Source organism: Cupriavidus sp. P-10, from assembly GCF_003402535.2.
In the GTDB taxonomy this organism is placed as follows: Bacteria; Pseudomonadota; Gammaproteobacteria; order Burkholderiales; family Burkholderiaceae; genus Cupriavidus.
The window spans coordinates 2,303,393-2,324,030 of the sequence record NZ_AP025170.1; the positions used below are offsets into that span (position 1 = coordinate 2,303,393).

The window sequence follows — 20,638 nt, forward strand, 5'->3', positions numbered from 1 at the left end:
GGCCGCCCTGCCCGCGTCGCATTCATTCGCCACATAACTCATTCCGACCCACCACCTCGGCGGATCGCGAAAGGGGCCTTACTTGGGCGCCACCGCCCAGAAAGTGCGGGCGTTGGTGAACTCGCGGATACCCGCCGCGGCGAGTTCGCGGCCATAGCCGGACTTCTTGGTGCCGCCGAACGGGATGCGGGCATCGGACGCGGTGACGGCGTTGATGAACGCCGCGCCGCTGGTCACGTTGCGGGCCACATTGAGCGCGCGCTCGGCCGAACCCGACCACACGCTCACCGACAGGCCGAATGGCGTGGCATTGGCAAGGCGCGCGGCATCCGCATCGTCACGGGCCACCGCAATGGCGGCCAGCGGGCCGAACGTCTCCTCGTCGAACGCCGCCATGCCGGGCTTCATGCCGCCCAGCACCGTCGGCTCGTAGAAGCTGCCAGCACCGTCGACCGGCTTGCCGCCGGCGAGCAGCACCGCGCCGGCCTCGATCGACTGGCGCACCTGCCGGTCGAGCGCGTCGCGCAGGTCGCCCCGCGCCAGCGGCCCCATCTGCGTCGCCGGCGCGGCCGGGTCGCCTACCACCAGCGCGCGGGCGCCATCGACGAAGCGTCGGGTGAACGCCTCGGCAATCGCTTCCGAGACAATGAATCGCTTGGCGCAGACGCAGCTCTGGCCGGCATTGTGGTAGCGCGCCTTCAGCGCCGCGGCCACGGCGGCGGGCAGGTCGGCGTCGTCCAGCACGATGAAAGCGTCGGAGCCGCCCAGCTCCAGCACTGACTTCTTCGACGCGCGGCCCGCCGCCGCACCCACCGCCGCGCCGGCGCGGTTGGAACCGGTCAGCGTGACCGCGGCGATGCGGTCGTCGTCGATCAGCCGGTCGATGGTTTGCGGCACATCCGGCTCGGCGATGACCATGGTCGTCACCAGGTGCTTGGGCAACCCCGCATCCAGGAACAGTTGCTCCAGCGCCAGCGCGCAGCCGGTGACATTGGGCGAATGCTTCAGCAGCACGCCATTGCCCGCGGTAATCGCCGGGATGGCAAAACGCATGACCTGCCACACCGGGAAATTCCACGGCATCACCGCCAGCACCAGGCCGATCGGCTCGTACGCGACCCAGGCATCGACGCCGTCGATGCTGACCCGCTCGTCGGCCAGGATCCGGTCGGCGTTGTCAGCGTAGTACAGGGCCGTGACGGCGGACTTCTCCATCTCGCCCGCGGCCTCTGCCAGCACCTTGCCCATTTCGGCAGTGACCAGCGCGGCAAACTTGTCGCGCTGGTTGCGCAACTCGGCGGCCAGGCGCCGCACGGCGTCGACGCGCACCGCGAGCGGCTGGCGGCCCCATGCCGCCGCCGCGGCATGTCCGGCGGCGACGGCGTCTTCGATCTGCTGCGCCGACCATGCATCGTAGGTCTGCAGCGGGTTTCCGTTGAACGGATTGATGGTGGTGATGGTTCTGGTCATGACGGTTGCTTCCTGCCGTGGATCTTTCGGGGCCAGCGCGCCGGCTTTCGGGCGGCTGGCCAATGCGCCTGCTAGGCGTGATGGAACAGTCGGGTGCACAGGGTATTGACCTGGCTGCCCTTGACGACGCATACGCCGGCGGCCTCGCGCCACTTCGCGAAATGCGGTGCGGCGCGATGGGCGTCGATGGCGGCCTCGTCTTCGTACAGCTCGTAGAAGACGAACCGGTGCGGGTTCTTCAGGTCGCGCGTGACATCGAAATACTTGCAGCCGGCTTCGTCGTTGAAGGTGCGCGCGGCGTTCTCTTCGATGGCGGCCAGGAACTGCTCCAGGCGCTCCGGATAGACTTCCAGGGTGACAATGAGTGCGATCATGCAAGGCTCCGAAATCAGGCAATGGTCAGGCAATGGTCGAGGGCGGCAGTGCCGCGCCGGTATCGGCGGCGAGCTTTGCCATGCTCTGCCAGGTGTTGTCTGCAATGGTGATGCCGGCTTCCCTGAGCTGGCTGGTGCTGCGGTCTTCCAGCTCGCCCGGGAAGAAGATTTCCTGCACGCCTTGCGCGGTCGGCACGTTCTTCACTTCATCGATCAGCGTCTCCATGCGCCGCTCGAACTCCTCGGGCACCATCATCGATTCGATATCGATGGTCAGCAGCAGGTGCCCGCAGCCGCTCTGGCGATTGGCCTCGTACGGCCCGGCCACGTTCGCGCCGAAGTGGCTGCCGGTCAGCACGCCGGCCAGCACGTCCATCATGAAGGAGATGACATAGCCCTTGTGCCCCGCCATCGGCAGGATCAGCCCATGGATCGCGTCATTCGCGTCCGTGGTCGGCACGCCGTTCTCATCGGCGGCCCAGCCGTCGGGAATCGGCACGCCACGCTCGGCGGCCAGGTAGATCTTGCCGCGCGCCACCGCCGTGTTGGCGATGTCCATCACGGCAACGCCGCGGCGGCCGGCGGGCGCGGCGATCGACCAGGGGTTGGTGCCGATGCTCTTGGCACGGCCGCCCCAAGGCGCCATCGCGGGACTGGCATTGGTGGCGAGCATCGCGACGCACCCTGCCTCGGCGGCCATGCGCGTGAAATACGCCGCCGTGCCGAAGTGGTTGGAATTGCGCACGGCCACGGCGCTGATGCCATGCTGGCGGGCGCGCTCGATGCCCAGCGCCACGGCCTTCGCCGTCAGCACCTGCCCGATCCCGTGGTTGCCGTCGATGACCGCAATCGCGCCGGCATCGACCGCCAGCGAGGTCGCCGCCACCGGCGACATCACGCCGCTGCGCAGGCGTTCCACGTACCAGGGCAGCCGCAGCATGCCGTGCGACGAATGCCCCCACAGTTCCGCGGCGACCAGGCTGTCTGCAAGCAGGTGCGCATCGGCGGCGGGAACGTGCAGGGATTCCAGCACAGCCGTGCCGAAGCGGGTTAGATCATTTGCCTGAGCGATCTGCGGCATTTCAAGACTCCTAAAGACTTCAGATATCGATGCGTAGTGTCCGTGCGGCGCTGAACTAGACCGCGAAGGCGCCGGTCAGGCCGCCTGCCGCGAGCATCACCAGGCCGACCAGCACCGCACGCCAGATGGTCTTGCGTGCGTGTTCGCCGATCTCGACCTTGGCCAGGCCTGCCAGCAGCAGGAACGAAGCCACCAGCGGGCTCGACTGGTGCAGCGGCTGGCCGACGATCGCGGCGCGCGCCATCTCCTCCGGGGGGATGCCGAAGTGCGATGCGGTCTGCGCCAGGATCGGCAGCACGCCGAAGAAAAAGGCATCGTTGCTGGTAAAGAAGGTCATCGGGATGCTGACCAGCCCCGTCACCAGCGCCATGTGCGGACCCCACGATTGCGGAATCACGTTGACCAGCCAGCGGGCCATGGCATCGACCATGCCGCTGCCGCTCAGCACGCCGGTCAGGACGGTGGCGGCGAACACCATGCCGACCACGCCGACTATGCTCGATGCGTGCGACTTGATCTGGTCCGACTGTTCGGCGACCTTGGGGAAATTGATGACCAGCGCGATCGCCACGCCAAGCAGGAACACCACCGGCGACGGGATCACGTCGACCACCAGCAGCGTCATCAGCCCGAGCGTGAGCAGTGCGTTCAGCCAGGTCAGGTGCGGCTTGGCATGCGGACGGTGCAGCACCAGCCCGCCGTCGGAGATCGGCACCGAGAAGTCATCGCCCGTGCCGCCCGTCACCGCCGGCTGCGCGGCATGGCGCTCCAGCGCTATCGGTCCGGCACCGCCGGCCCCTGCCATGGCCATGCCGACCGTCGCCGCGCCCCCCGTTGCGAGTACCGGCTCGGGACTCAACGTGCGTGCCGGGGCGCTTGCCTGCTGCTGCCGCGGCTTCCACGCGATCGTCCCGATACGTGCCCGCTCCTGGCGGCCCAGCACATAGGCCAGCACCAGCAAGGCACCGATCGCCGCGGCAATGGCCGGGATCATCGGCACGAAGATATCGACCGGGTTGAGCTTGAGCGCCGCAGCCGCGCGCGCGGTGGAACCGCCCCAGGGCACCGTGTTGAGGATCCCGTTCGCGGTCGCCGCGATGAAGGTCAGCACCCACGGGCTCATGCCGAGGCGGAGGTAGATCGGCAGGAACGCGGACGTGACGATGATGAACGTGGTCGACCCGTCGCCATCCAGCGAAACGATCGTCGTCAGCAGCGCCGTGCCGATGGTCAGCCGCACCGGATCGTGATGCACAAAGCGCAGGATCAGCCGGATCAGCGGGTCGAACATGCCCACGTCGATCATCATGCCGAAATAGATGATTGCGAAGAACAGCAGGCAGGCCGTCGGCGCCGCGGTCTTGATGGACGCGACGATGGCCTTGCCAAGGTCCAGTCCGCCACCGGCGATCAGGCCGAATACGATCGGCACGATGATCAGCGCTGCGACCGGCGTGATCCGCTTTGCCATGATCAGGTACATGAACGTGGCAATCATGCCGAAGCCGAGGAGTACCAGCATTTTCTGTCTCGCGTCGTTGTAATCGGGGCGTGGATGTCGGTCGCCAGGGCGGCTTATCGAACCCCGCCCTCTTGCAGCAAGGCACTGCTGCGCCGACTGCCCGTTTGTCATGAAGCGCAACGCGTTGGACCCTGCTGATGCAGCCGGCCCAGACCTGCGCAATGCCCGTTGGAAACGGATGGAATGCACGCCTCTCGCGCGTTAAGCCGCGGAAGGCGTGCCGCTTGCTGCGGCGCGATGCCTCAGCGCTTGCCGTGTTCCGCGGCAACGGGGTTGGTTGCCCCGGTTTCCGTCAGCGTCCGCGTTGCATCGACCGTCGCATAGATCCACAGGATCTTCATCGGCCGGGTCGCCGAGACATTGCGGAACCGGTGGTTCACGTTCGGCGGGATGAAGGTGACGTCGTGCGGCTTGAGGGGGTACTCGAGTCCGTCGATGTCCAGGATCGCCTCGCCTTCCATCAGCACGACGCTCTCCTGGCAGTTGTGGCTGTGGAAAGGGATTTCCACGCCAGGATCGAACGAGGTGTAGCCGGTGATAAAGCTGCTGGTGCCGAGTTCGCGTGACACCAGCGGCGTCGTGCGTGCGCCACCGCCACGCTCGTGGACCGGCAGCGTCTCCGGCTTCAGCAGAACGGCGCCTGAAGGGGTCTTGTTGCTCATGCTACATCTCCATGCAAGGGGGTTGGGCGAACCCGACGCGGTGTCGCCCGATGAATCGAGTATAGTTTTTTATGATCATATAATGCAATAAGATCGGCCCGGGCGTAAACCCTTGTTACGAAATTCAAGCTAACAATAGCAGGATCTCGCGGCACCTCCCCATGGCGGCTTTTTGCACTATGAAGCTATATTGCGCACTTTACTGCGACGATGCCCCGCTCGCGCAAGGATCGCCAGCTCAATCCGCCGAAACGTTTGCGGTCTTCACGACGGTCGACCACCTTGCCGACTCGCCGCGCATGAAGCGCGCAAAATCCTCCGGCGTGCCACCTGACGGCTCGGCGCCCAGCTGCGCCAGCCGTTGCCGGGTGCCCGGCTCTTTCAGGATTTCATTGATCTGCGCATTGAGGAACTGCACGGCCTGCTTCGGGGTGCCAGCCGGCGCCAGCAGGCCGTACCAGGCCGGCGCATCGAACCCCGGCAGGCCAGCCTCGGCGAAGGTCGGCACGTCCGGCAGCTCGGGCAGCCGATGCGTCCCTGTGACAGCGATCGCGCGCAGCTTGCCGCCCTTGAGCTGCGGCAGCGCCGATGCCGCGGTGTCGAACATCATCTGCACCTGCCCGCCGATCAGGTCGGTCACGGCGGGACCGCTGCCCTTGTAAGGCACATGGACCATGTCCGCATGGATCATGCTGCGGAACAGCTCGCCGGCAAGGTGGACCGACGTACCCTTGCCGCCCGAGGCGAAGTTGACCTTGCCGGGGTTCGCCTTGATATGGCGGATCACCCCTTTCAGGTCCTTCTCGGGAAACTCCCTGGTCACCACCAGCACGGTCGGCGACGTCGCGATCTGCACCACCGGGACGAAGTCCTTCTCGGTGTCATAGCGCAGCTTCTTGTAGACGAAGGGATTGATCGACAGCGCAACCTGCCCGAACAGCAGGGTCTGCCCGTCGGGCGTGGACCGTGCCGCAACCTCGTTGCCGATATTGGTGCCGGCGCCCGGCCGGTTGTCGATCACGAACTGCGCCTTGGTGCGGTCCGACAACCGCGTGGCGATATAGCGCGAGACATTGTCGCTGCCGCCGCCCGGCGCAAAGGGAACGATGATGCTGACCGGCTTGGACGGGTAACCGTTGGTTGCGCCAGCGCTGCCGATGACCGATACGCTGGCGAGCGCGACCGCCAGCCATGACTTGAACGCGTTCATGCTGTCTCCGTTGTGTTCTATTGGAAGGCGGGCGCAGCGGGCTGCTCCGCTGCGCCGAAAAGAGATGCGGCCGCTCAGGCCGCCGCCACGCCCTTGGCCACCTCGCGGCCGAAGGCCGCGCAGCCCATGGTGCCGCCCAGGTCCGCCGTGCGCGTCGCCGGGTTGGCCAACACCTTGTCGACCGCCGCCTCGATGGCGTCCGCCGCGTTAATGAAGTTCGCCTTCATGTGGCGCTCGCCGAGCCAGCGCACCAGCATGCCGACCGACAGGATCATCGACGTGGGATTCGCCTTGTCCTGCCCCTGGATGTCGGGGGCCGAGCCATGCTGCGCCTGCGCGCAGCACAGCGCATCGCCCGCCATCATCGACCCGCCCAGGCCCAGGCTGCCCGACAGCTCGCTGGCCAGGTCGGAGAGGATGTCGCCGTAGAAGTTGGTGGCCACGATGACGTCGAAGCGGGACGGGTCGCGCACCAGGTACGCGGTCGATGCATCCACCAGCAGGTCGTCGAACTTCACTTCGGGGAATTCGGCCGCCACCTTGCGCACTTCGCGCAGGAACAGGCCGTCGGTCATATGGAAGCTGTTCGCCTTGTGGATGGCGGTCACATGCTTCTTGCGCTTCATCGCCAGCTCGAACGAGCGCCGGGCAATGCGCTCGGAGCAATGCGCGGTGATCTTGCGCACCGAGATCGCCATGTCCTTCGACGGCATCATCTCGCCCCAGCCCTCGTACATGTTGCGGTCGGGATAGAAGCCCTCGGTCGCTTCGCGCATGATCACCAGGTCCATGTTGCGCACGCCCTTGCCCAGAAACTCGCGCGAGCGCGAGGGGCGCACGTTGGCGTACAGGTCCAGGTCGCAGCGGAACGCCGCGGAGATATTGCGCCCGCCCTGGTCGGGCGGCGGATAGTCGGCGTGGGATTGCGTACCCAGGATGACGCCGTCGTAGGTGGTGGCCTTGTCCAGGACTTCCTGGCGCAGCGTGGTGCCGTGTTTTTCGAGGCTGGCGAAGCCGACATCTTCGTAGTCGAACTGCAGGCCGAGGTCGCAGGCCTTGTCGGCCTGCCTGAGTACGTCGATCGAGGCGGCCACGATTTCGGGGCCGATGCCGTCGCCGGGGAGAACAAGGATTCGCATGATGTAGCTCAGTCAGATGGCGGGGTGGGTGAAGCCGTACAACCGTGCGGGGTTGTCGACAAGAATGCGTTGCTTCAGGTCCGGCGCCGGCGCCCAGCTGGCAAGCTGATCGAGGGCGCGGCCGGCGTTTTCCTTGCGGAAAGGCTCGACCTGGTCGAGGTTGCCCGTGCGGTTGCCGGAGCTGCCCGTATGGGGCCAGTCCGACGCCCACACCATGCGGTCCGCGCGGGCCTGGATCAGCGCCGCGCCGAATGCGCTGACATCGTCGAAGTCGGGCACGCTGCGCGATGCGCGGTATGGCGCGGACAGCTTGACGTACACGTTGCCGCCCTTCACCAGCGCGAGCACCTGCCCGAACGCGGCCTTCTGCTCGTCCTTGCGGTACGCCTTGACGCCGGCGAAATGGTCGAGCACGACCGGCACCTTCAGTGCCGCCATCCCGGGCGCCAGTTCGGCGATGACATCGACATCGGCATAGACCTGCACCGCCCAGCCCAGCGGCCCGACCACCTGCTCGGCGCGCCTGAGCTGCGCCAGCGCGAAATCATGGTTGCGCTGGCCGCTCACTTCGAGGTTGAGGCGGATGCCGCGCACGCCTTGCCGGTGCATGGCCGCCAGCTCGGCGTGGCCGGTCTTCTCCAGGTCGATCACGGCGACACCGCGCGCCCGGCCGCCCAACCGCGACAGCGCGTCAAGCATGGCGGAATTGTCGAAGCCATAGACGCTCGGCTGGACCAGCACGATGCGGTCGATGCCGATGCGCTGCTCGAAAGCCGCCAGGTCCTCGACCCGTGCCGGGCCGGGCGTGTAGGAACGCTTTGCCGCGAACGGAAACCTGGCGCCATCGAATACATGGACATGGCAGTCGCAGCTTCCCGCCGGGGGCGCGACAGCCGGGGCACTGACGCCGCGAATGAGGTCTGGATTCACCTGCCCTCCTTGCGACCCTCCCGGCGGCGTGCCGGCGGCGATGGCGTTGAGAAAAGGAAAGCCACCCATGACTGACAGGCCGGCCTGTAGCAGTTGTCTCCGATGCACATGTATCTCCAGGGAAGTATGGCGCCTGGTCCAGCGGCGCGATGGATGGCATTTTATTTGATCAAACTACCATGCAAAGGGTTTTTTAACGAAACAAAAGACCAAGCGACAGGAAACAGGGCGCGAACCGTTGACGGACAAGGACAAGCGCCATTCCGCTATCGTTTACACCTAACGGGAAGGTCGGATCGGAGAATTGGAAAAAAAGTGGCGCATCGCCTGCATAGGCACGCACAAGAATCAGGTCTTTTGCAATATCAAAGACCCAATCGCAGGATGTGATAGCATCAGGCAGTCAGATCCCGACCCAGCGCCATATGGCCCGCCAGCTCGCCGACGTTCTCGCGGCAAACATTCACCAGCACATTGCAAGCACCGGCATTGCGCCGGGCACGCGCCTGCCCGAGCGGGCGCTGGCAGAACAGTTCAGGGTGTCGCGCTCGCCGGTGCGCGAGGCATTGCGCCGCCTGGCGACGCAGTCGGTAGTGACGCCCCACCCGGACGGCGGTTATGCCGTGGCGGAAGGCGGCGTTGCGCCGCCCGCGAACGACACGCACGCCGGCAGGGATGATGGCGACGACAGCGAAGCCACATACCTGCGGATCGCAGAGGAACGGCTGAACGGCCAGTTGCCGGACCGCTTTACCGAAAACGAGATGATGCGCCGGTACGGCATCACGCGCGGCCAGCTCGGCGCGATCCTGCGGCGCATGGCGCAGGAGGGCTGGGTCGAGCGGCTACCCGGCCACGGCTGGACGTTCCTGCCCGTGCTGACCTCGGCCGAGACCTACAAGCAGGGCTACCGGTACCGGCTGCTGATCGAGGCCGCCGGCATCCTGGAGCCGACCTTCAAGCTCGATCGCGAAGCCTTGCTGAAATGCCGGACCGAGCAGGAAGCGCTCGCCGACGGCGGCGTCCGCACCGCATCGCCCGCCGCGCTGTTCGATGCCAACAGCCGGCTGCACGAGACGATTGCCGCATGCTCGGGGAACGCTTTTATTTTGGAAGGATTGCGCCGCCTCGACCGACTGCGCCGGCTGATGGAGTACCGCAAGGCGGTCGACCGGGACCAGGCGGAGCGCCGTTGCCGCGAACACCTGGAGCTCATCGATTTATTGCTGGCGGGACAACAGGAGGCGGCTGCCGACTTCCTGCGGCTGCACCTGCGCAACGCGGCGCGGGAGAAATCTGAAGGTCACGCGTAACCGCATTGCGCATCGGGGGGTGCGAGAAAAAGGCGCGGTTTCCTTAGCCCCTAGCGATCCTGCCCTTCACGCCACGCCTCATAGAGGTCGGGGCCCTCGTCGCGCGCCGGCACGTAGACGACCTTCATCTCGCGCTGTTCGATCGGCCGCGCCAGTTCGACATAGCCGCGTTCCGCGGAGAGGTCGTAGGGGGCGCCATCATCGTTGGAATAGGCGTAGTAGACCGCCCCGACGCCGGCCAGGTACATCGCGGTCAGGCACATCGGGCATGGGTAGCCGCTGGCGTAGACCGTGCAGCCGCTCAGGTCGGGCTTGCCCAGCGCCCGGCTCGCGGCGCGCACTGCCTGCATTTCGGCGTGCGCGCTGGGATCGCAGGTCGCCTCCACCTCGTTGACCGCGCGCGCCAGCACCTTGCCATCCCTGACCACAACGGCGCCGAAGGGCCAGGTATTGCGCTCCCGCACGTTTTCCATGGCGAGGCGGATGGATTCGATCAGATAGGTTTCCGTGGTCGACACGCGTTGTCTCCGGTGAGGCTCGGCCCAGCGCGGGCCGATGAGGTTGCAGGCCGACAGACTATAGGCCAGCGTGCGTGCGCGGCGTGCTGCAAGTTGTTATACGGCGTATTTGAATCCAGGCCCTGGCCGCACGTGCCCCCTACAGGACGGCTTTCTCTAACCCCTCGACATCCCGCACAGCGAGATCGGTGGCCGCAGACTGCTGTACCTGCCAGCCGCGCGGGCCAACCGCCGCTTGCGCAAAAATGCAACGTCAAGGGTGTGCGGCGCTACCATCGGTGTGAATCCTTGCCTACAGTAAAGGCGGCGGCACCTGCCCAATCCGGCGGCGCCGCTTTCGTTGTCCGGTCTCGCCCAGGCACCTGCCCGCCCGGGATCCGCAGGAACGATGCCCTGGCACCGGCCAGCCAGGCCGGGCATCGTCGCAGACCTCCACCGTGGGCAGGCCTGCCTGGGGCGCGCCAGTGTCGACCACTTCCCTCGATTCCCAATCCGCCGAAGTGCGGCCGCGCCTGCTCGACACTGTCGACCGGGTGTGCGAGGTGTGCTTTGGCCTGTTCATGGCCCTGACCTTCGTCGGGGCGGTGTCGGCCATCGACGCGCCGGCGGATGCCCCGCGTACGATGTTCTACACGGCGCTGGGCTGCAACCTGGCCTGGGGGCTGGCCGATGCCGTGATGTACCTGGTGCGCACGCTGACCGAGCGCGGGCGCAGGCTTTCGCTGATCAAGGCGGTGAGCAATGCCAGCGACCCGGCTGACGCCATCGGCCGCCTGCGCGACGCGCTCTCGCCGGCCCTGCGCACGCTGGTCGACGACGCCGAGCTGGAATCGATACGAAGTCGTATCGCACGGAACACCAACGTGGCCGGGCGCCCTACGCTAGGCCCGGAAGATTTCCTTGCGGCCGCCGGGATCTTCCTGTTGGTGGTGATTGCCACCTTCCCGGTGGCCTTGCCCTTCATCGTCTTCGCTGACTTATCCACGGCGCTGCTGGTTTCGCGCGTGCTGACCATCCTGATGCTGTTCGGGGCCGGCATCGCCCTGGGGCGCCATGCGGGCTTCGGCGGGTGGATAGCGGGCGTGGTCATGACGCTGGTGGGTATTGCGCTGACCATGGCCATCATCGCGCTTGGGGGCTGAGCATGCGCGCCAAGGGCACGGCTTTACGACTGGCTGCCACCTGGCTGGTGCTGGCCGCGGCAACCGCGCCGCTGCCGTCGCGCGCGGCCGATGACAGCGCCCCCTCCACGACCGCGGAGGCGCCGGCATGGAGCGGCGGGGTCTCGGCATATCTCAACCTGCCGAAGGGCAGCGAAGCCTATGTCACCGGCATCGCCATCGCCAAGCGCGGCGCCTTGCACCTGGAGGCGCGCAGCAACTACGAAGGCATGGACGCGTACTCGTTTTTCGTCGGCTATAACCTGGGTTGGGGAGACGCCTTGCGCCTTGATTTCACGCCGATCCTGGGCGTGGTCACCGGCAGCACCCACAGCGTCGTGGGCGGGTTCGAGGCCACGCTGACAGGGCGCTATGCCGATGCCTATATCGAATTCGAGTACGTGCCGGACGCCGAGCCGTCCGGGTATGTCTACGCATGGACCGAGCTGGCCTGGCGCCCGCGAGACTGGCTGCGGCTGGGCCTGGCGGCCCAGCGCACGCGCGTGCCTGACAACGATCGGAATTTGCAGCGTGGCGTCTTTGCGCAGGTGAAGGGCAAGCACGTCTCCTGCGCGGTGTACTGGTTTAACCCTGCAGCGCACGACCAGATCGGAGTCGTCTCGGTGGCGCTCAGCTTCTGACGGGAAAACGGTCGCGAATGACGCTGCAATCCCGGCAGCGCTCTGTCCATGTTTTCTATGCGGACCATCGCTCTCCCGTGCCCACCGCGGCAAACCGTTCGCGCATCACCTTCTTGTTGAGCCTGCCAATACTCGTCTTGGGCAGCGCCTCGACCAAACGAACGGCCTGGAGGTGACACTATTCTGGACGGTGCGCTGGCATTTCGTTTATCCTTCCGTCACACCGTCAAATACTGATGACACACCAGGGAAAACCCTGAGCGCATGAAGCCAGAGACTCGCTCCGTCCCCATTGGTACGCTTGCGCGCCTGGTCGAGGCGCTGGAGTCAATCGGCACGGCTCCGTGGCCGATCCTCAGGCGCCATGGCGTGACACCTGGCGCGCTGGAAGAGCCCATGGCCCCGGTAGCGCTGTCGATCTGCGCCCGCATCCTCGCGGATGCCGCGGAAGCGGCCGCCTGCCCGCACCTCGGCATACTGGTCGGCGCCCGCGCCAATATGGAAAATGCCGGGCCGTTGCGCCTGCTGCTGCTGTCGTCCCGCACGCTGCAAGACGCGGCAGACGGCATCCTTCGCTATGGCCGTATCTGGTATCGGGGCATCGATACTGCACTCACCACGCGAGAGGGATTCGCCTCGTTCTCGGTAGAGATTCCTGGCTTGTTTGCCGGACGCGACGACCTCGTCAGCGCGTATCTGGCGGCCAATGTGCAAATGTTTCGGATGCTGCTTGGAAAGTCATGGGCGCCGGCAGCGGTTCACCTGTCCCGCCCGTCACCAACGCGCATCGGGCCATACACGGCACACTTCAAGACGCATGTCCTGTTCGACCAGCCCCGCGATGAGTTCCTCTTCCCGGCCGACACGCTCGACGCGCTCTGCGGCGCAACGGACAAGGCGCTGGAGTCGTCCGTGGTTCGCTACCTTGGCGAACTGGAATCGCACGTCAGGCCGGATTTCCTAGGCCAGGTCCGCCAGGCGATACGGGACCTGATGCTGCTGGGCGAATGCACGGCACCGCGGCTGGCGTCATTGTTTGCCGTCCATCGGTTCACACTGCACCGTCACCTGCAGGACCACGGAACGTCCTTCGCCCTGCTGCTGGACGAGGAGCGGGACGCGATTGCCCGGCGGCTGCTGACGAGCACCGACATGCCGCTGGGCGATATCGCGCGTGTGCTGGGATTCAAGTCGCAGGCGGGATTCAACAAGGCATTCATGCGCTGGCACGGCGTGTCGCCCGGTACGCTGCGCACCGGCCAGCGCCGGCGCCCCACGCTGACGGTGCGCCGCACCTGAGGTTCCCCCGCGCCGGAGGCTACCGGCAAACCTCTTGCGGCTGCCCTCCTCTACTGCGACATCAACCGTCACGGTATCGCCGGCAATAGCGGTCGGATATACCGTGACCATGAAATCCGGATCAGAAAAAGGTCCCTAACGGCCTCTTTGATGGCGGGCTGACCACCCCGTATGGCCTGAGCGCTTCGTCCCACAAATTTCACTTTCTAAATTTCCATGTTTCGACTATATTCGAAACATGGAAGCCGATAATGCCTTGAAGGCTGGGTCACCTCACGGAAAACTGCTGTAGCGCATTCCGAGCCGCGCCCCAACCATTTCGTACGCCCCATGACCACCAACGTACTGATTTTGTGTACCCACAACTCGGCTCGCAGTGTGCTGAGCGAAGGAATGTTGAACCATCTGGCCAATCAGTTTGGCCGCGATGTGCGCGCCTATAGCGCCGGAAGCTCGCCCAGCGGGCGCATCAATCCGTTCGCCATCGAGGTGCTTGGCAATGCCGGCGTCGACGTCAGCGACTTCCGCAGCAAGAGCTGGGATGAATTTGTCGGCGAGAACGTCCCTGAGATGCGGGTGGTTATCACGGTGTGCGACAGTGCCGCCGAAGAGGCGTGCCCGTATTGGCCGGGCAGCCCGGTGACGGTGCATTGGGGCTACCCTGACCCGTCGAACGCGGAAGGCGGCGACGAAAAGAAGCGGCAGGCTTTCGAGCTGACCCGCCAGGCCATCGGCTACCGCATGCTGCAACTGCTGACGCTGCCGCTCGACACGCTGAGCAATGCGGAACTGCAGGACCACCTCAACCGTATCTCGCAAAGCTGAGCGTCATGGTCGATCTGCGTAACAGACTGGGCGCCGAAGCCTTGGGAACGGCGCTGCTGCTGGCCATCGTCATCGGCTCCGGCATCATGGCCGAGCGGCTTGCCGGCGGCAATGTCGCAATCGCCCTGCTGGCCAACACGGCCGCCACGGTCGGTGGTCTGTATATCCTGATCGAGGTCTTCGGCCCGATCAGCGGTGCGCACTTCAATCCAGCCGTCAGCGCGGTGATGGTGGCGCGGGGTGAGCTGCCTGGCGCGGCGCTGCTGCCGTACATCGGCGCCCAGCTCGCGGGTGCGGTACTCGGAGCGTGGCTCGCCCATGCAATGTTCGACATGACGATCCTGCAGCTTTCCACCAAGGTCCGCAGCGGTCCTGGGCAATGGATTGCTGAAACCGTTGCGACCGCCGGACTGCTACTGGTGATTCTGCGCGCGCCGAACGGGCGCGCCTCCGCCATGGTGGCGGCCTATATCGGCTCGGCATACTGGTTCACCGCATCCACATCGTTTGCCAATCCCGCCGCCGCGTTCGGGCGCATGTTCAGCGACAGCTTTGCCGGCATCGCACCGGCGAGCGTGCCGGGCTTCATGCTGGCGCAGTGTCTCGGCGCGGCCATCGGACTGGGGCTGCACCGGCTGCTGGAACCGCGTGCGCTACCACACGGCCACCCCAACGTCATCGAGGCATCCGGCGAGCACCAGGCGGACTGACGCAAACGGGAGCCTGGGCGCCACGCTTGCCGCCTTGGTTGGAATCCTTATTCCACTGCTCGCAACCAGACACGATCCAATTCCACGAATCGCCATGTCCGCCACCATCTATCACAACTCCGCATGCGGCACCTCGCGCAACACGCTGGCCATGATCCGCAATGCGGGTATCGAGCCGAATGTCATCGAATATCTGAGCACGCCCCCTGACCGGCAGACGTTGCAGCAGTTGATTAGCGATGCGGGCCTCGCGGTTCGTGAAGCCATCCGCGAGAAGGGCACTCCCTACGCCGAACTGGGCTTGTCCGATCTATCCGTGACCGATGAGCAGTTGCTCGATGCGATGCTGGCCCATCCGATCCTGATCAACCGGCCGTTCGTCATCACGGAGCTTGGCGTGCGGCTGTGCCGGCCATCGGAAGTCGTGCTCGAGATCCTATCCGCGCCCCAGCAAAACGCCTTCATCAAGGAGGATGGCGAAGTCGTCATCGACGCGCAAGGACGGAGGGTCAAATGACCGTGGATCTGCCCAATGTCGTCCCGGCCGTGCTCGATAGCCCGGACCTGAACAAGCTGCAACCGCCACGCGTCAGCACGCATCCGCCGCGCATCCTGCTGCTCTATGGCTCGCTGCGCGAAACGTCTTATAGCCGCCTGCTCGTGCAGGAAGCCGAGCGGATCCTGCAGCATTTCGGCGCGGAGACTCGCGTGTTCGATCCGCATGACCTGCCGGTGTGCGACAGCGTCCCCGCGGATCACCCCAAAGTGGTCGAACTACGCAGGCTCTCGGAGTGGTCTGAAGGCCAGGTGTGGTGCAGCCCCGAGCGGCACGGCACGCTGACCGCGGTTTTCAAGAACCAGATCGACTGGCTGCCCCTTGAGATGGGAGCCATCCGACCGACTCAGGGGCGCACGCTCGCCGTGATGCAGGTCTGCGGCGGCTCGCAGTCGTTCAACGCGGTCAACGCGCTACGCGTGCTGGGGCGCTGGATGCGCATGGTGACGATTCCGAACCAGTCGTCGGTCGCCAAGGCGTACCAAGAGTTCGACACAAACGGCCGCATGAAGCCCTCGTCCTACTATGACCGGGTGGTCGACGTGATGGAGGAACTGTACAAGTTCACGCTGCTGGTGCGCGATCGCAGCGACTACCTGACGGATCGCTACAGCGAGCGCAAGGATGCGGCGCCGGCGAACGTCACCTCCCTCGCTGCTGCAGCTATGAGCCATGAGCGGGATGCGCAGGTCAGCGACACGGATAGCGGCGAAGTCGAATAACAAAAAAACGGGATGGCCATGGAGCCGACGACCAGTGTGATCGCCAGGCTGGGGGTTGCCCAGACGCTGGCATGGGGCTCCACCTACTATCTGCCGGCCATGCTGGCCACGCCCATGTCCCGCGATCTCGGCGTAGCACCGGCCACGATCTTCGCGGCGTTCAGCGCCGCGCTGATCGTGTCGGCGCTGATCGGCCCCTCCGCGGGCAGGATGATCGACCGCACCGGCGGGCGCCGGGTGTTGGTTGCTACCAGTCTCGTTTTTGCTGCGGGACTGGCCGGCCTTGGCGTCGCCCAAGGCGTCGTTGGCCTGTTCGCCGCGTGGCTGATTCTCGGTATCGGAATGGGCGCAGGCCTGTACGAAGCTGCCTTTGCTACGCTCGTCGCGCTGTACGGAAATCGTTCTCGCGGCGCGATCACCGGCATCACCCTGATCGCCGGCTTCGCCAGTACGGTCGGCTGGCCCCTGTCGACCTTCATGGAATCGCACATCGGATGGCGAGGCGCCTGTCTTGCCTGGGCCGCGCTGCATCTGACCCTGGGGCTGGCGCTCAATCTCGGCATGCCCCGCAGGACGGCAATTGAGCCGCCACCGGCCAAAGCCACATCGTCGCAGGCTGCTGGCGACGGCGCGCCGTCTCAGCGGCTTGCCTCCTTCGCACTCGCCTTTGTCTTCGCCGCGACCTGGTTCATCAGCACCGCCATGGCTGCACACCTGCCGCGATTGCTGCAGGCAGGCGGAGCGACATTGGCAACTGCTGTGATGGTCGGTGCGCTGATCGGGCCCGCCCAAGTGAGTGCCCGCATATTGGAGTTCGGCCTGCTACGCAAGATCCATCCACTCCTTTCCGCCCGCATCGCCGCTGCCCTTCACCCCGCCGGTGCCATCGCGTTCGGCGTTGCCGGAGCGCCTGCTGCAGCGCTGTTTGGGGTCCTGCATGGCGCAGGCAATGGCATCCTCACGATCGCCAAGGGAACCCTGCCGCTCGTGATCTTTGGCCCCGATGGCTATGGCCACCGACAGGGAATTTTGATGGTTCCCGCTCGCGTAGCCCAGGCCCTTGCGCCATGGCTCTTTGGCATCTGCCTGGATGCTTTCGGAGCCAAGGCGCTTTGGCTTTCCTCATCCCTTGGTGTTGCTGCAATCATGATGCTAATGGCCATCAGGCAAGAGCATGGGTCGCAGTAGTTGAGTCGACCGGCTCAGCCTCTGCCACTCATGAAAATCCCTAGTGCTCGCATTTCTACCGGTCAGTGGCAGCATCCTCTTTGCTGTTGGATCGATGGGCACTTCACCGTTCCGTAGGAGCAAAACACGCAGCAATCACCGGGTTTCGGCCGCAGCAGTGCGCCGCAGTTGCCACACTCGTAATAGAACAGGCAAGCATTCGCAGGCATGACTTCCCTCCTTGCGAAACCACACTGTGGGCAAGTAAGGATCGATTCAAGTTGAATCGTGTTCATCGTGGTTTGGGCCAACCGGTCACACGTCAACAGTGTATGCCTGTCGGTTGGCATATTGCCGTTGCATCCGAGCGAGTCGGTGCCAGAGGCTTAAGCGGTCACGTGGCGAGTGCGCCGGGAGCATCCGCCACATGAGGCGGAGATCATCAGCCGAACGGCGCCGGCAAGCCTTTGTCGTCCGTGGACACTGGGCGAAGTCCGGGTGCAAACCCGTTGCCGCGGCTGTCGCTCGATAGTTGTCCTTCTGTTGTCCTGCAGCACCTGCTGACCATCGGGACACACCGCTAAACTACTCGCCAACGCCGGGAAATGGTGGCAATGGCGCGTCCTAGAGGACTCGAACCTCTGACCGCTCGCTTAGAAGGCGAGTGCTCTATCCAACTGAGCTAAGGACGCGAAGGCGAGCATTCTACCGCAGCGCCGGGCGGCAGTGCGGGTCCGCGGCGCTCAGGACGCCATGCGCTCGTTGTCGCGGGTGACGTAGCGGCCCGCCGCCGACGCATGATTGCCGGCAACCGGATGCATCGACACGCCGTTGCGGCCCTTGAGCTTGGCGTCATACAAGGCGCGGTCGGCGCGGCGCATCAGCGCGTCGGCGCCCTCGCCGGGGTTGCGCGTGGCCAGGCCGATGCTGACGGTGTAGGCGATCGCATCGGGCTCGGATGGGCACGGGCTGGCGCGCACGGCGGTTGCCAGCCGCATACAGGCCAGGCGGCCGCTTTCCATCCCGGTATCGGGCATGACGATGGCAAATTCTTCGCCCCCAAGGCGCCCGATTACGTCGTGCGGGCCGCTGGCACGGCGCAGCAACCCGGCGAAATGCCGCAGCACGCTGTCGCCGGCCAGGTGGCCGTAGACATCGTTGATGGCCTTGAAGTGGTCCAGGTCGACAAAGGCCACCGTCAACGCCTTGCGCTGGCGCTCGGCGTGCAGGCAGGCTTGTTCGAGCGCTTCCCAGAAGGCGCCGCGCAGCAGTACGTCGGTCAGGTCGTCATGCCGTGCGCGCCACTCCAGCATGCGCCGCAGCCGGTCGTGCGCCAGCAGCGCAAAGCTGACCGAGAGACCGACCAGCGCAATGACGTTGAGCATCGCCAGTTCGCCATCCCACGGCAATGGCCGCGGCCAGGCGCCATCCCGCACCAGCGCGGCAACCGGCAATGCCATGGTCCACGCATTGGTCGCGGCCACGGCCATGGCAATCAGCACCAGCGAAGCGGCGGCCAGGCGCCCGATGCCCCGAGCGGTTCGCACCGATGGGCCGATGCTGCGGGTGACGTCGAGAAGCAAGGCGATATGGCATGCCGTCAGCAGCGGCGCCATCTCCAGTCCGGTCAGCGGCGCATCGGGGTAGCCAGGCGCCACCATCTGCCACGCCACGCCGACCGAGGCAGCCAGGCAGGTTCCCAGCAGCAACCCGGCCCTGCCGGAGCGACCGGCAAAGTGCCGCGCTCCGATCGTTACCGAGGCGAGCGCAGCCAGCAACGCGAGGTCGGTTGCCTCCGGCATCAGCCACGCGGGGCGCGTGCCCTGCACCGCAGCCAGCACCGAGGCGATCGCCCCGGCGACATTGCCCAGCGCCCATGACGTCAGGCCGCTGCGGCCCATGCCCGCGGACCGACGCAATACGACACAAACCACCGCCATCTGCAAGGCAAACAGCCCTGCGATGAGCACAACAATATGCGACTGAAACATCTTCATTCCCGTCCAGGGCAACAAACGGCGCTCCGCTAGGCGCCGTCTTTCCCTTTCTTATGCCGGTCCTGTGCCGGACCGTTGTCATCGATTGCCGCATATCCTGTGTCGGGACGCCGTGGCGTTGCCAGCGGCAACGCCAACGCGCCGAGGCGCTCGCCCGGAAAGGGAGCGCCGTTCTTGTTATGGTGATCAGGTCAGTCCGGAAGGAATCTGCAAACCAGCATCCCCAACATCACGCCGGCCGGACTTAAGCGGTGTGCGGATTATCGCAGCGCGCAAACCCAAGTCAAGCCAAAGCGTCCCCGCCAAAAGGAGGAGCGCGCCCGTGGACTGGCCGAATCCCAACATGTGCCGCCTACGCCTGATTGACCGACAGTACCCGCGCGCGCTACAATCTTTGGCTTCGGGGCGTAGCGCAGCCTGGTAGCGCATCTGATTTGGGATCAGAGGGTCGCATGTTCGAATCATGTCGCCCCGACCAGTTTTGGCTTTAAGGAACACGGCCTGGACAGCAATGTCCAGGCCGTTTTTCTTTTTCGCCCCCGCACTTTGCCCTCCTCCGGCATTTGCTCACCACCTCGGCATCATGTCCGGCCAGATCACCGCGGCAGCGGTCAACAACAGCACCACGGCGGCCAGGACAAGACCGCGGCTGAAGCCGCCGGGTTGTTCATCCACCTGCGGCTGCCAACCGGGGACACCCTCGCGTTGCGGCGATACAGGCGGTGGCGGCACCACGTTGGCCGCGGAAGCCGCCACCCCTTGCGCGACAGCCCGCGACACATAGTCCGGCTGCGCCAGCAGAAAGCCCATCGGCGTGGCCTGGCCTACTGCCCCCATCTGCTGGAACAAGAGCTTGGACAGCGCCAGGCAGTCATCCAGCGCGATCTGCGGCCGCGGCCGGAAGATGCGCAGGTGTTCGCAAAGCGTATCGAGCTTGTGGTTGGGCGCATGGAAATACTGAGACCAGCGCACCTGGCGCACCGAGCAGCGCCAGCGCTTGCGCTGTATGTCGGGCAGCACTTTTTCCAGCATCCGGACATTGAATTCAGCGCCGTGGGCGACCAGCACGTCGGCATCTTCGACGATGGCGCGGATCGCGCCGACGTCGAAACGCTGCCCGCGCAGCATCTCGGCGGTCAGGCCGTGCATGCCCGTAGCAGCCTCGCTGATCGGCACGGCGGGCTCCTGCGAACCGTAATAGTCAGTGATTTCGCGCACGAGACTGCCCACCCTCGGCGCCACTTCGACAAGCAGCAGGCCGATGCTGACAGGCTCGTCCGCTGGCGTGAGCCCGGTAGTCTCGGTACTGACGATTGCGACCCGCATGGGCACTCCGGTGTGG

The 20,638-nt window shown here is 65.4% G+C and carries 21 protein-coding genes and 2 tRNA genes; 10 read left to right on the plus strand and 13 right to left on the minus strand.

Annotated features, from left to right (window positions below; all coding sequences use genetic code 11):
* Window positions 1-78 precede the first annotated feature (78 nt).
* The 8 genes from CTP10_RS10580 to CTP10_RS10615 all read right to left on the minus strand — a co-directional run bounded on the left by CTP10_RS10580 (window position 79) and on the right by CTP10_RS10615 (window position 8,388).
* On the minus strand, window positions 79-1,470 hold the full coding sequence (locus tag CTP10_RS10580) for an aldehyde dehydrogenase family protein (protein ID WP_116322018.1): 1,392 nt from the start codon (window positions 1,468-1,470) through the stop codon (window positions 79-81).
* A 71-nt stretch (window positions 1,471-1,541) separates the two neighbouring features.
* Window positions 1,542-1,844: a putative quinol monooxygenase gene (locus CTP10_RS10585; RefSeq protein WP_116322017.1), complete on the minus strand. Its 303-nt coding sequence runs from the start codon at window positions 1,842-1,844 to the stop codon at window positions 1,542-1,544.
* A 25-nt stretch (window positions 1,845-1,869) separates the two neighbouring features.
* On the minus strand, window positions 1,870-2,925 hold the full coding sequence (locus CTP10_RS10590; RefSeq protein WP_116322016.1) for an Ldh family oxidoreductase: 1,056 nt from the start codon (window positions 2,923-2,925) through the stop codon (window positions 1,870-1,872).
* Between the two features lie 55 nt (window positions 2,926-2,980).
* Window positions 2,981-4,447, minus strand: coding sequence for a CitMHS family transporter (locus CTP10_RS10595; protein WP_116322015.1), 1,467 nt, complete (start codon window positions 4,445-4,447; stop codon window positions 2,981-2,983).
* Between the two features lie 242 nt (window positions 4,448-4,689).
* Entirely contained in the window at window positions 4,690-5,109 is a 420-nt protein-coding gene (locus CTP10_RS10600; protein WP_116322014.1) for a cupin domain-containing protein, read from the minus strand.
* 238 nt (window positions 5,110-5,347) lie between these two features.
* Window positions 5,348-6,319 carry a Bug family tripartite tricarboxylate transporter substrate binding protein gene (locus CTP10_RS10605; protein WP_116322013.1) on the minus strand — a complete coding sequence of 324 codons (972 nt, stop codon included), beginning with the start codon at window positions 6,317-6,319 and terminating at the stop codon, window positions 5,348-5,350.
* A gap of 74 nt (window positions 6,320-6,393) precedes the next feature.
* Window positions 6,394-7,458, minus strand: a complete 1,065-nt coding sequence (locus CTP10_RS10610; RefSeq protein WP_116322012.1) for an isocitrate/isopropylmalate dehydrogenase family protein — start codon at window positions 7,456-7,458, stop codon at window positions 6,394-6,396.
* Between the two features lie 12 nt (window positions 7,459-7,470).
* A complete protein-coding gene (locus tag CTP10_RS10615) occupies window positions 7,471-8,388 on the minus strand; it encodes an amidohydrolase family protein (protein ID WP_158577717.1) in 918 nt (305 codons plus the stop codon).
* Between the two features lie 425 nt (window positions 8,389-8,813).
* On the opposite strand from CTP10_RS10615, the gene CTP10_RS10620 reads away from it, so the two are divergent.
* A complete protein-coding gene (locus tag CTP10_RS10620; RefSeq protein WP_116322010.1) occupies window positions 8,814-9,701 on the plus strand; it encodes a GntR family transcriptional regulator in 888 nt (295 codons plus the stop codon).
* 50 nt (window positions 9,702-9,751) lie between these two features.
* Here the strand turns inward: CTP10_RS10620 and CTP10_RS10625 are convergent, their stop codons facing one another.
* Window positions 9,752-10,219: a nucleoside deaminase gene (locus CTP10_RS10625; RefSeq protein WP_116322009.1), complete on the minus strand. Its 468-nt coding sequence runs from the start codon at window positions 10,217-10,219 to the stop codon at window positions 9,752-9,754.
* Between the two features lie 464 nt (window positions 10,220-10,683).
* Between CTP10_RS10625 and CTP10_RS10630 the strand changes: the two genes are divergently transcribed.
* The 8 genes from CTP10_RS10630 to CTP10_RS10665 all read left to right on the plus strand — a co-directional run bounded on the left by CTP10_RS10630 (window position 10,684) and on the right by CTP10_RS10665 (window position 17,320).
* Window positions 10,684-11,361, plus strand: coding sequence for a hypothetical protein (locus CTP10_RS10630; protein WP_116322051.1), 678 nt, complete (start codon window positions 10,684-10,686; stop codon window positions 11,359-11,361).
* A gap of 2 nt (window positions 11,362-11,363) precedes the next feature.
* Window positions 11,364-12,020: a hypothetical protein gene (locus CTP10_RS10635; protein WP_233528288.1), complete on the plus strand. Its 657-nt coding sequence runs from the start codon at window positions 11,364-11,366 to the stop codon at window positions 12,018-12,020.
* 264 nt (window positions 12,021-12,284) lie between these two features.
* Window positions 12,285-13,319, plus strand: coding sequence for an AraC family transcriptional regulator (locus tag CTP10_RS10640; RefSeq protein ID WP_116322008.1), 1,035 nt, complete (start codon window positions 12,285-12,287; stop codon window positions 13,317-13,319).
* Window positions 13,320-13,649: 330 nt separating this feature from the next.
* Entirely contained in the window at window positions 13,650-14,144 is a 495-nt protein-coding gene (locus CTP10_RS10645; protein ID WP_116322007.1) for an arsenate reductase ArsC, read from the plus strand.
* Window positions 14,145-14,149: 5 nt separating this feature from the next.
* Window positions 14,150-14,854 carry an aquaporin gene (locus CTP10_RS10650; RefSeq protein ID WP_116322006.1) on the plus strand — a complete coding sequence of 235 codons (705 nt, stop codon included), beginning with the start codon at window positions 14,150-14,152 and terminating at the stop codon, window positions 14,852-14,854.
* Between the two features lie 94 nt (window positions 14,855-14,948).
* Entirely contained in the window at window positions 14,949-15,371 is a 423-nt protein-coding gene (gene arsC / locus CTP10_RS10655; protein WP_116322005.1) for an arsenate reductase (glutaredoxin), read from the plus strand.
* Entirely contained in the window at window positions 15,368-16,132 is a 765-nt protein-coding gene (gene arsH, locus CTP10_RS10660; RefSeq protein ID WP_116322004.1) for an arsenical resistance protein ArsH, read from the plus strand. The genes arsC and arsH overlap by 4 nt, the downstream gene beginning before the upstream one ends.
* Window positions 16,133-16,150: 18 nt before the next feature.
* Window positions 16,151-17,320 (plus strand): MFS transporter, encoded by a 1,170-nt coding sequence (locus CTP10_RS10665; protein WP_116322049.1) that lies wholly within the window; start codon window positions 16,151-16,153, stop codon window positions 17,318-17,320.
* A gap of 62 nt (window positions 17,321-17,382) precedes the next feature.
* Here CTP10_RS10665 and CTP10_RS10670 read toward each other — a convergent pair whose 3' ends face one another.
* From CTP10_RS10670 to CTP10_RS10680, 3 genes are all read right to left on the minus strand, one after another.
* A complete protein-coding gene (locus CTP10_RS10670; RefSeq protein ID WP_116322048.1) occupies window positions 17,383-17,595 on the minus strand; it encodes a GDCCVxC domain-containing (seleno)protein in 213 nt (70 codons plus the stop codon).
* Between the two features lie 319 nt (window positions 17,596-17,914).
* Window positions 17,915-17,991 (minus strand) — tRNA-Arg (locus CTP10_RS10675).
* A 51-nt stretch (window positions 17,992-18,042) separates the two neighbouring features.
* On the minus strand, window positions 18,043-19,290 hold the full coding sequence (locus CTP10_RS10680) for a GGDEF domain-containing protein (RefSeq protein WP_116322047.1): 1,248 nt from the start codon (window positions 19,288-19,290) through the stop codon (window positions 18,043-18,045).
* Window positions 19,291-19,697: 407 nt separating this feature from the next.
* Here CTP10_RS10680 and CTP10_RS10685 point away from each other — a divergent pair.
* Window positions 19,698-19,774, plus strand: a tRNA-Pro gene (locus tag CTP10_RS10685).
* A gap of 89 nt (window positions 19,775-19,863) precedes the next feature.
* Here CTP10_RS10685 and CTP10_RS10690 read toward each other — a convergent pair.
* Entirely contained in the window at window positions 19,864-20,622 is a 759-nt protein-coding gene (locus CTP10_RS10690; RefSeq protein WP_116322003.1) for an exonuclease domain-containing protein, read from the minus strand.
* Window positions 20,623-20,638 lie beyond the last annotated feature (16 nt).

Excerpts from the sequence above, each read along its gene's own strand:
- CTP10_RS10620 (WP_116322010.1), top strand. The coding sequence starts at position 8,814 with ATGGCCCGCCAGCTCGCCGACGTTCTCGCGGCAAACATTCACCAGCAC.
- CTP10_RS10580 (WP_116322018.1), bottom strand. The coding sequence starts at position 1,470 with ATGACCAGAACCATCACCACCATCAATCCGTTCAACGGAAACCCGCTG.
- arsH (WP_116322004.1), top strand. The coding sequence starts at position 15,368 with ATGACCGTGGATCTGCCCAATGTCGTCCCGGCCGTGCTCGATAGCCCG.
- CTP10_RS10600 (WP_116322014.1), bottom strand. The coding sequence starts at position 5,109 with ATGAGCAACAAGACCCCTTCAGGCGCCGTTCTGCTGAAGCCGGAGACG.
- CTP10_RS10650 (WP_116322006.1), top strand. The coding sequence starts at position 14,150 with ATGGTCGATCTGCGTAACAGACTGGGCGCCGAAGCCTTGGGAACGGCG.
- CTP10_RS10590 (WP_116322016.1), bottom strand. The coding sequence starts at position 2,925 with ATGCCGCAGATCGCTCAGGCAAATGATCTAACCCGCTTCGGCACGGCT.
- CTP10_RS10635 (WP_233528288.1), top strand. The coding sequence starts at position 11,364 with ATGCGCGCCAAGGGCACGGCTTTACGACTGGCTGCCACCTGGCTGGTG.
- CTP10_RS10640 (WP_116322008.1), top strand. The coding sequence starts at position 12,285 with ATGAAGCCAGAGACTCGCTCCGTCCCCATTGGTACGCTTGCGCGCCTG.
- CTP10_RS10645 (WP_116322007.1), top strand. The coding sequence starts at position 13,650 with ATGACCACCAACGTACTGATTTTGTGTACCCACAACTCGGCTCGCAGT.
- CTP10_RS10680 (WP_116322047.1), bottom strand. The coding sequence starts at position 19,290 with ATGTTTCAGTCGCATATTGTTGTGCTCATCGCAGGGCTGTTTGCCTTG.
- CTP10_RS10610 (WP_116322012.1), bottom strand. The coding sequence starts at position 7,458 with ATGCGAATCCTTGTTCTCCCCGGCGACGGCATCGGCCCCGAAATCGTG.
- CTP10_RS10665 (WP_116322049.1), top strand. The coding sequence starts at position 16,151 with ATGGAGCCGACGACCAGTGTGATCGCCAGGCTGGGGGTTGCCCAGACG.
- arsC (WP_116322005.1), top strand. The coding sequence starts at position 14,949 with ATGTCCGCCACCATCTATCACAACTCCGCATGCGGCACCTCGCGCAAC.
- CTP10_RS10595 (WP_116322015.1), bottom strand. The coding sequence starts at position 4,447 with ATGCTGGTACTCCTCGGCTTCGGCATGATTGCCACGTTCATGTACCTG.
- CTP10_RS10670 (WP_116322048.1), bottom strand. The coding sequence starts at position 17,595 with ATGAACACGATTCAACTTGAATCGATCCTTACTTGCCCACAGTGTGGT.
- CTP10_RS10690 (WP_116322003.1), bottom strand. The coding sequence starts at position 20,622 with ATGCGGGTCGCAATCGTCAGTACCGAGACTACCGGGCTCACGCCAGCG.
- CTP10_RS10585 (WP_116322017.1), bottom strand. The coding sequence starts at position 1,844 with ATGATCGCACTCATTGTCACCCTGGAAGTCTATCCGGAGCGCCTGGAG.
- CTP10_RS10605 (WP_116322013.1), bottom strand. The coding sequence starts at position 6,319 with ATGAACGCGTTCAAGTCATGGCTGGCGGTCGCGCTCGCCAGCGTATCG.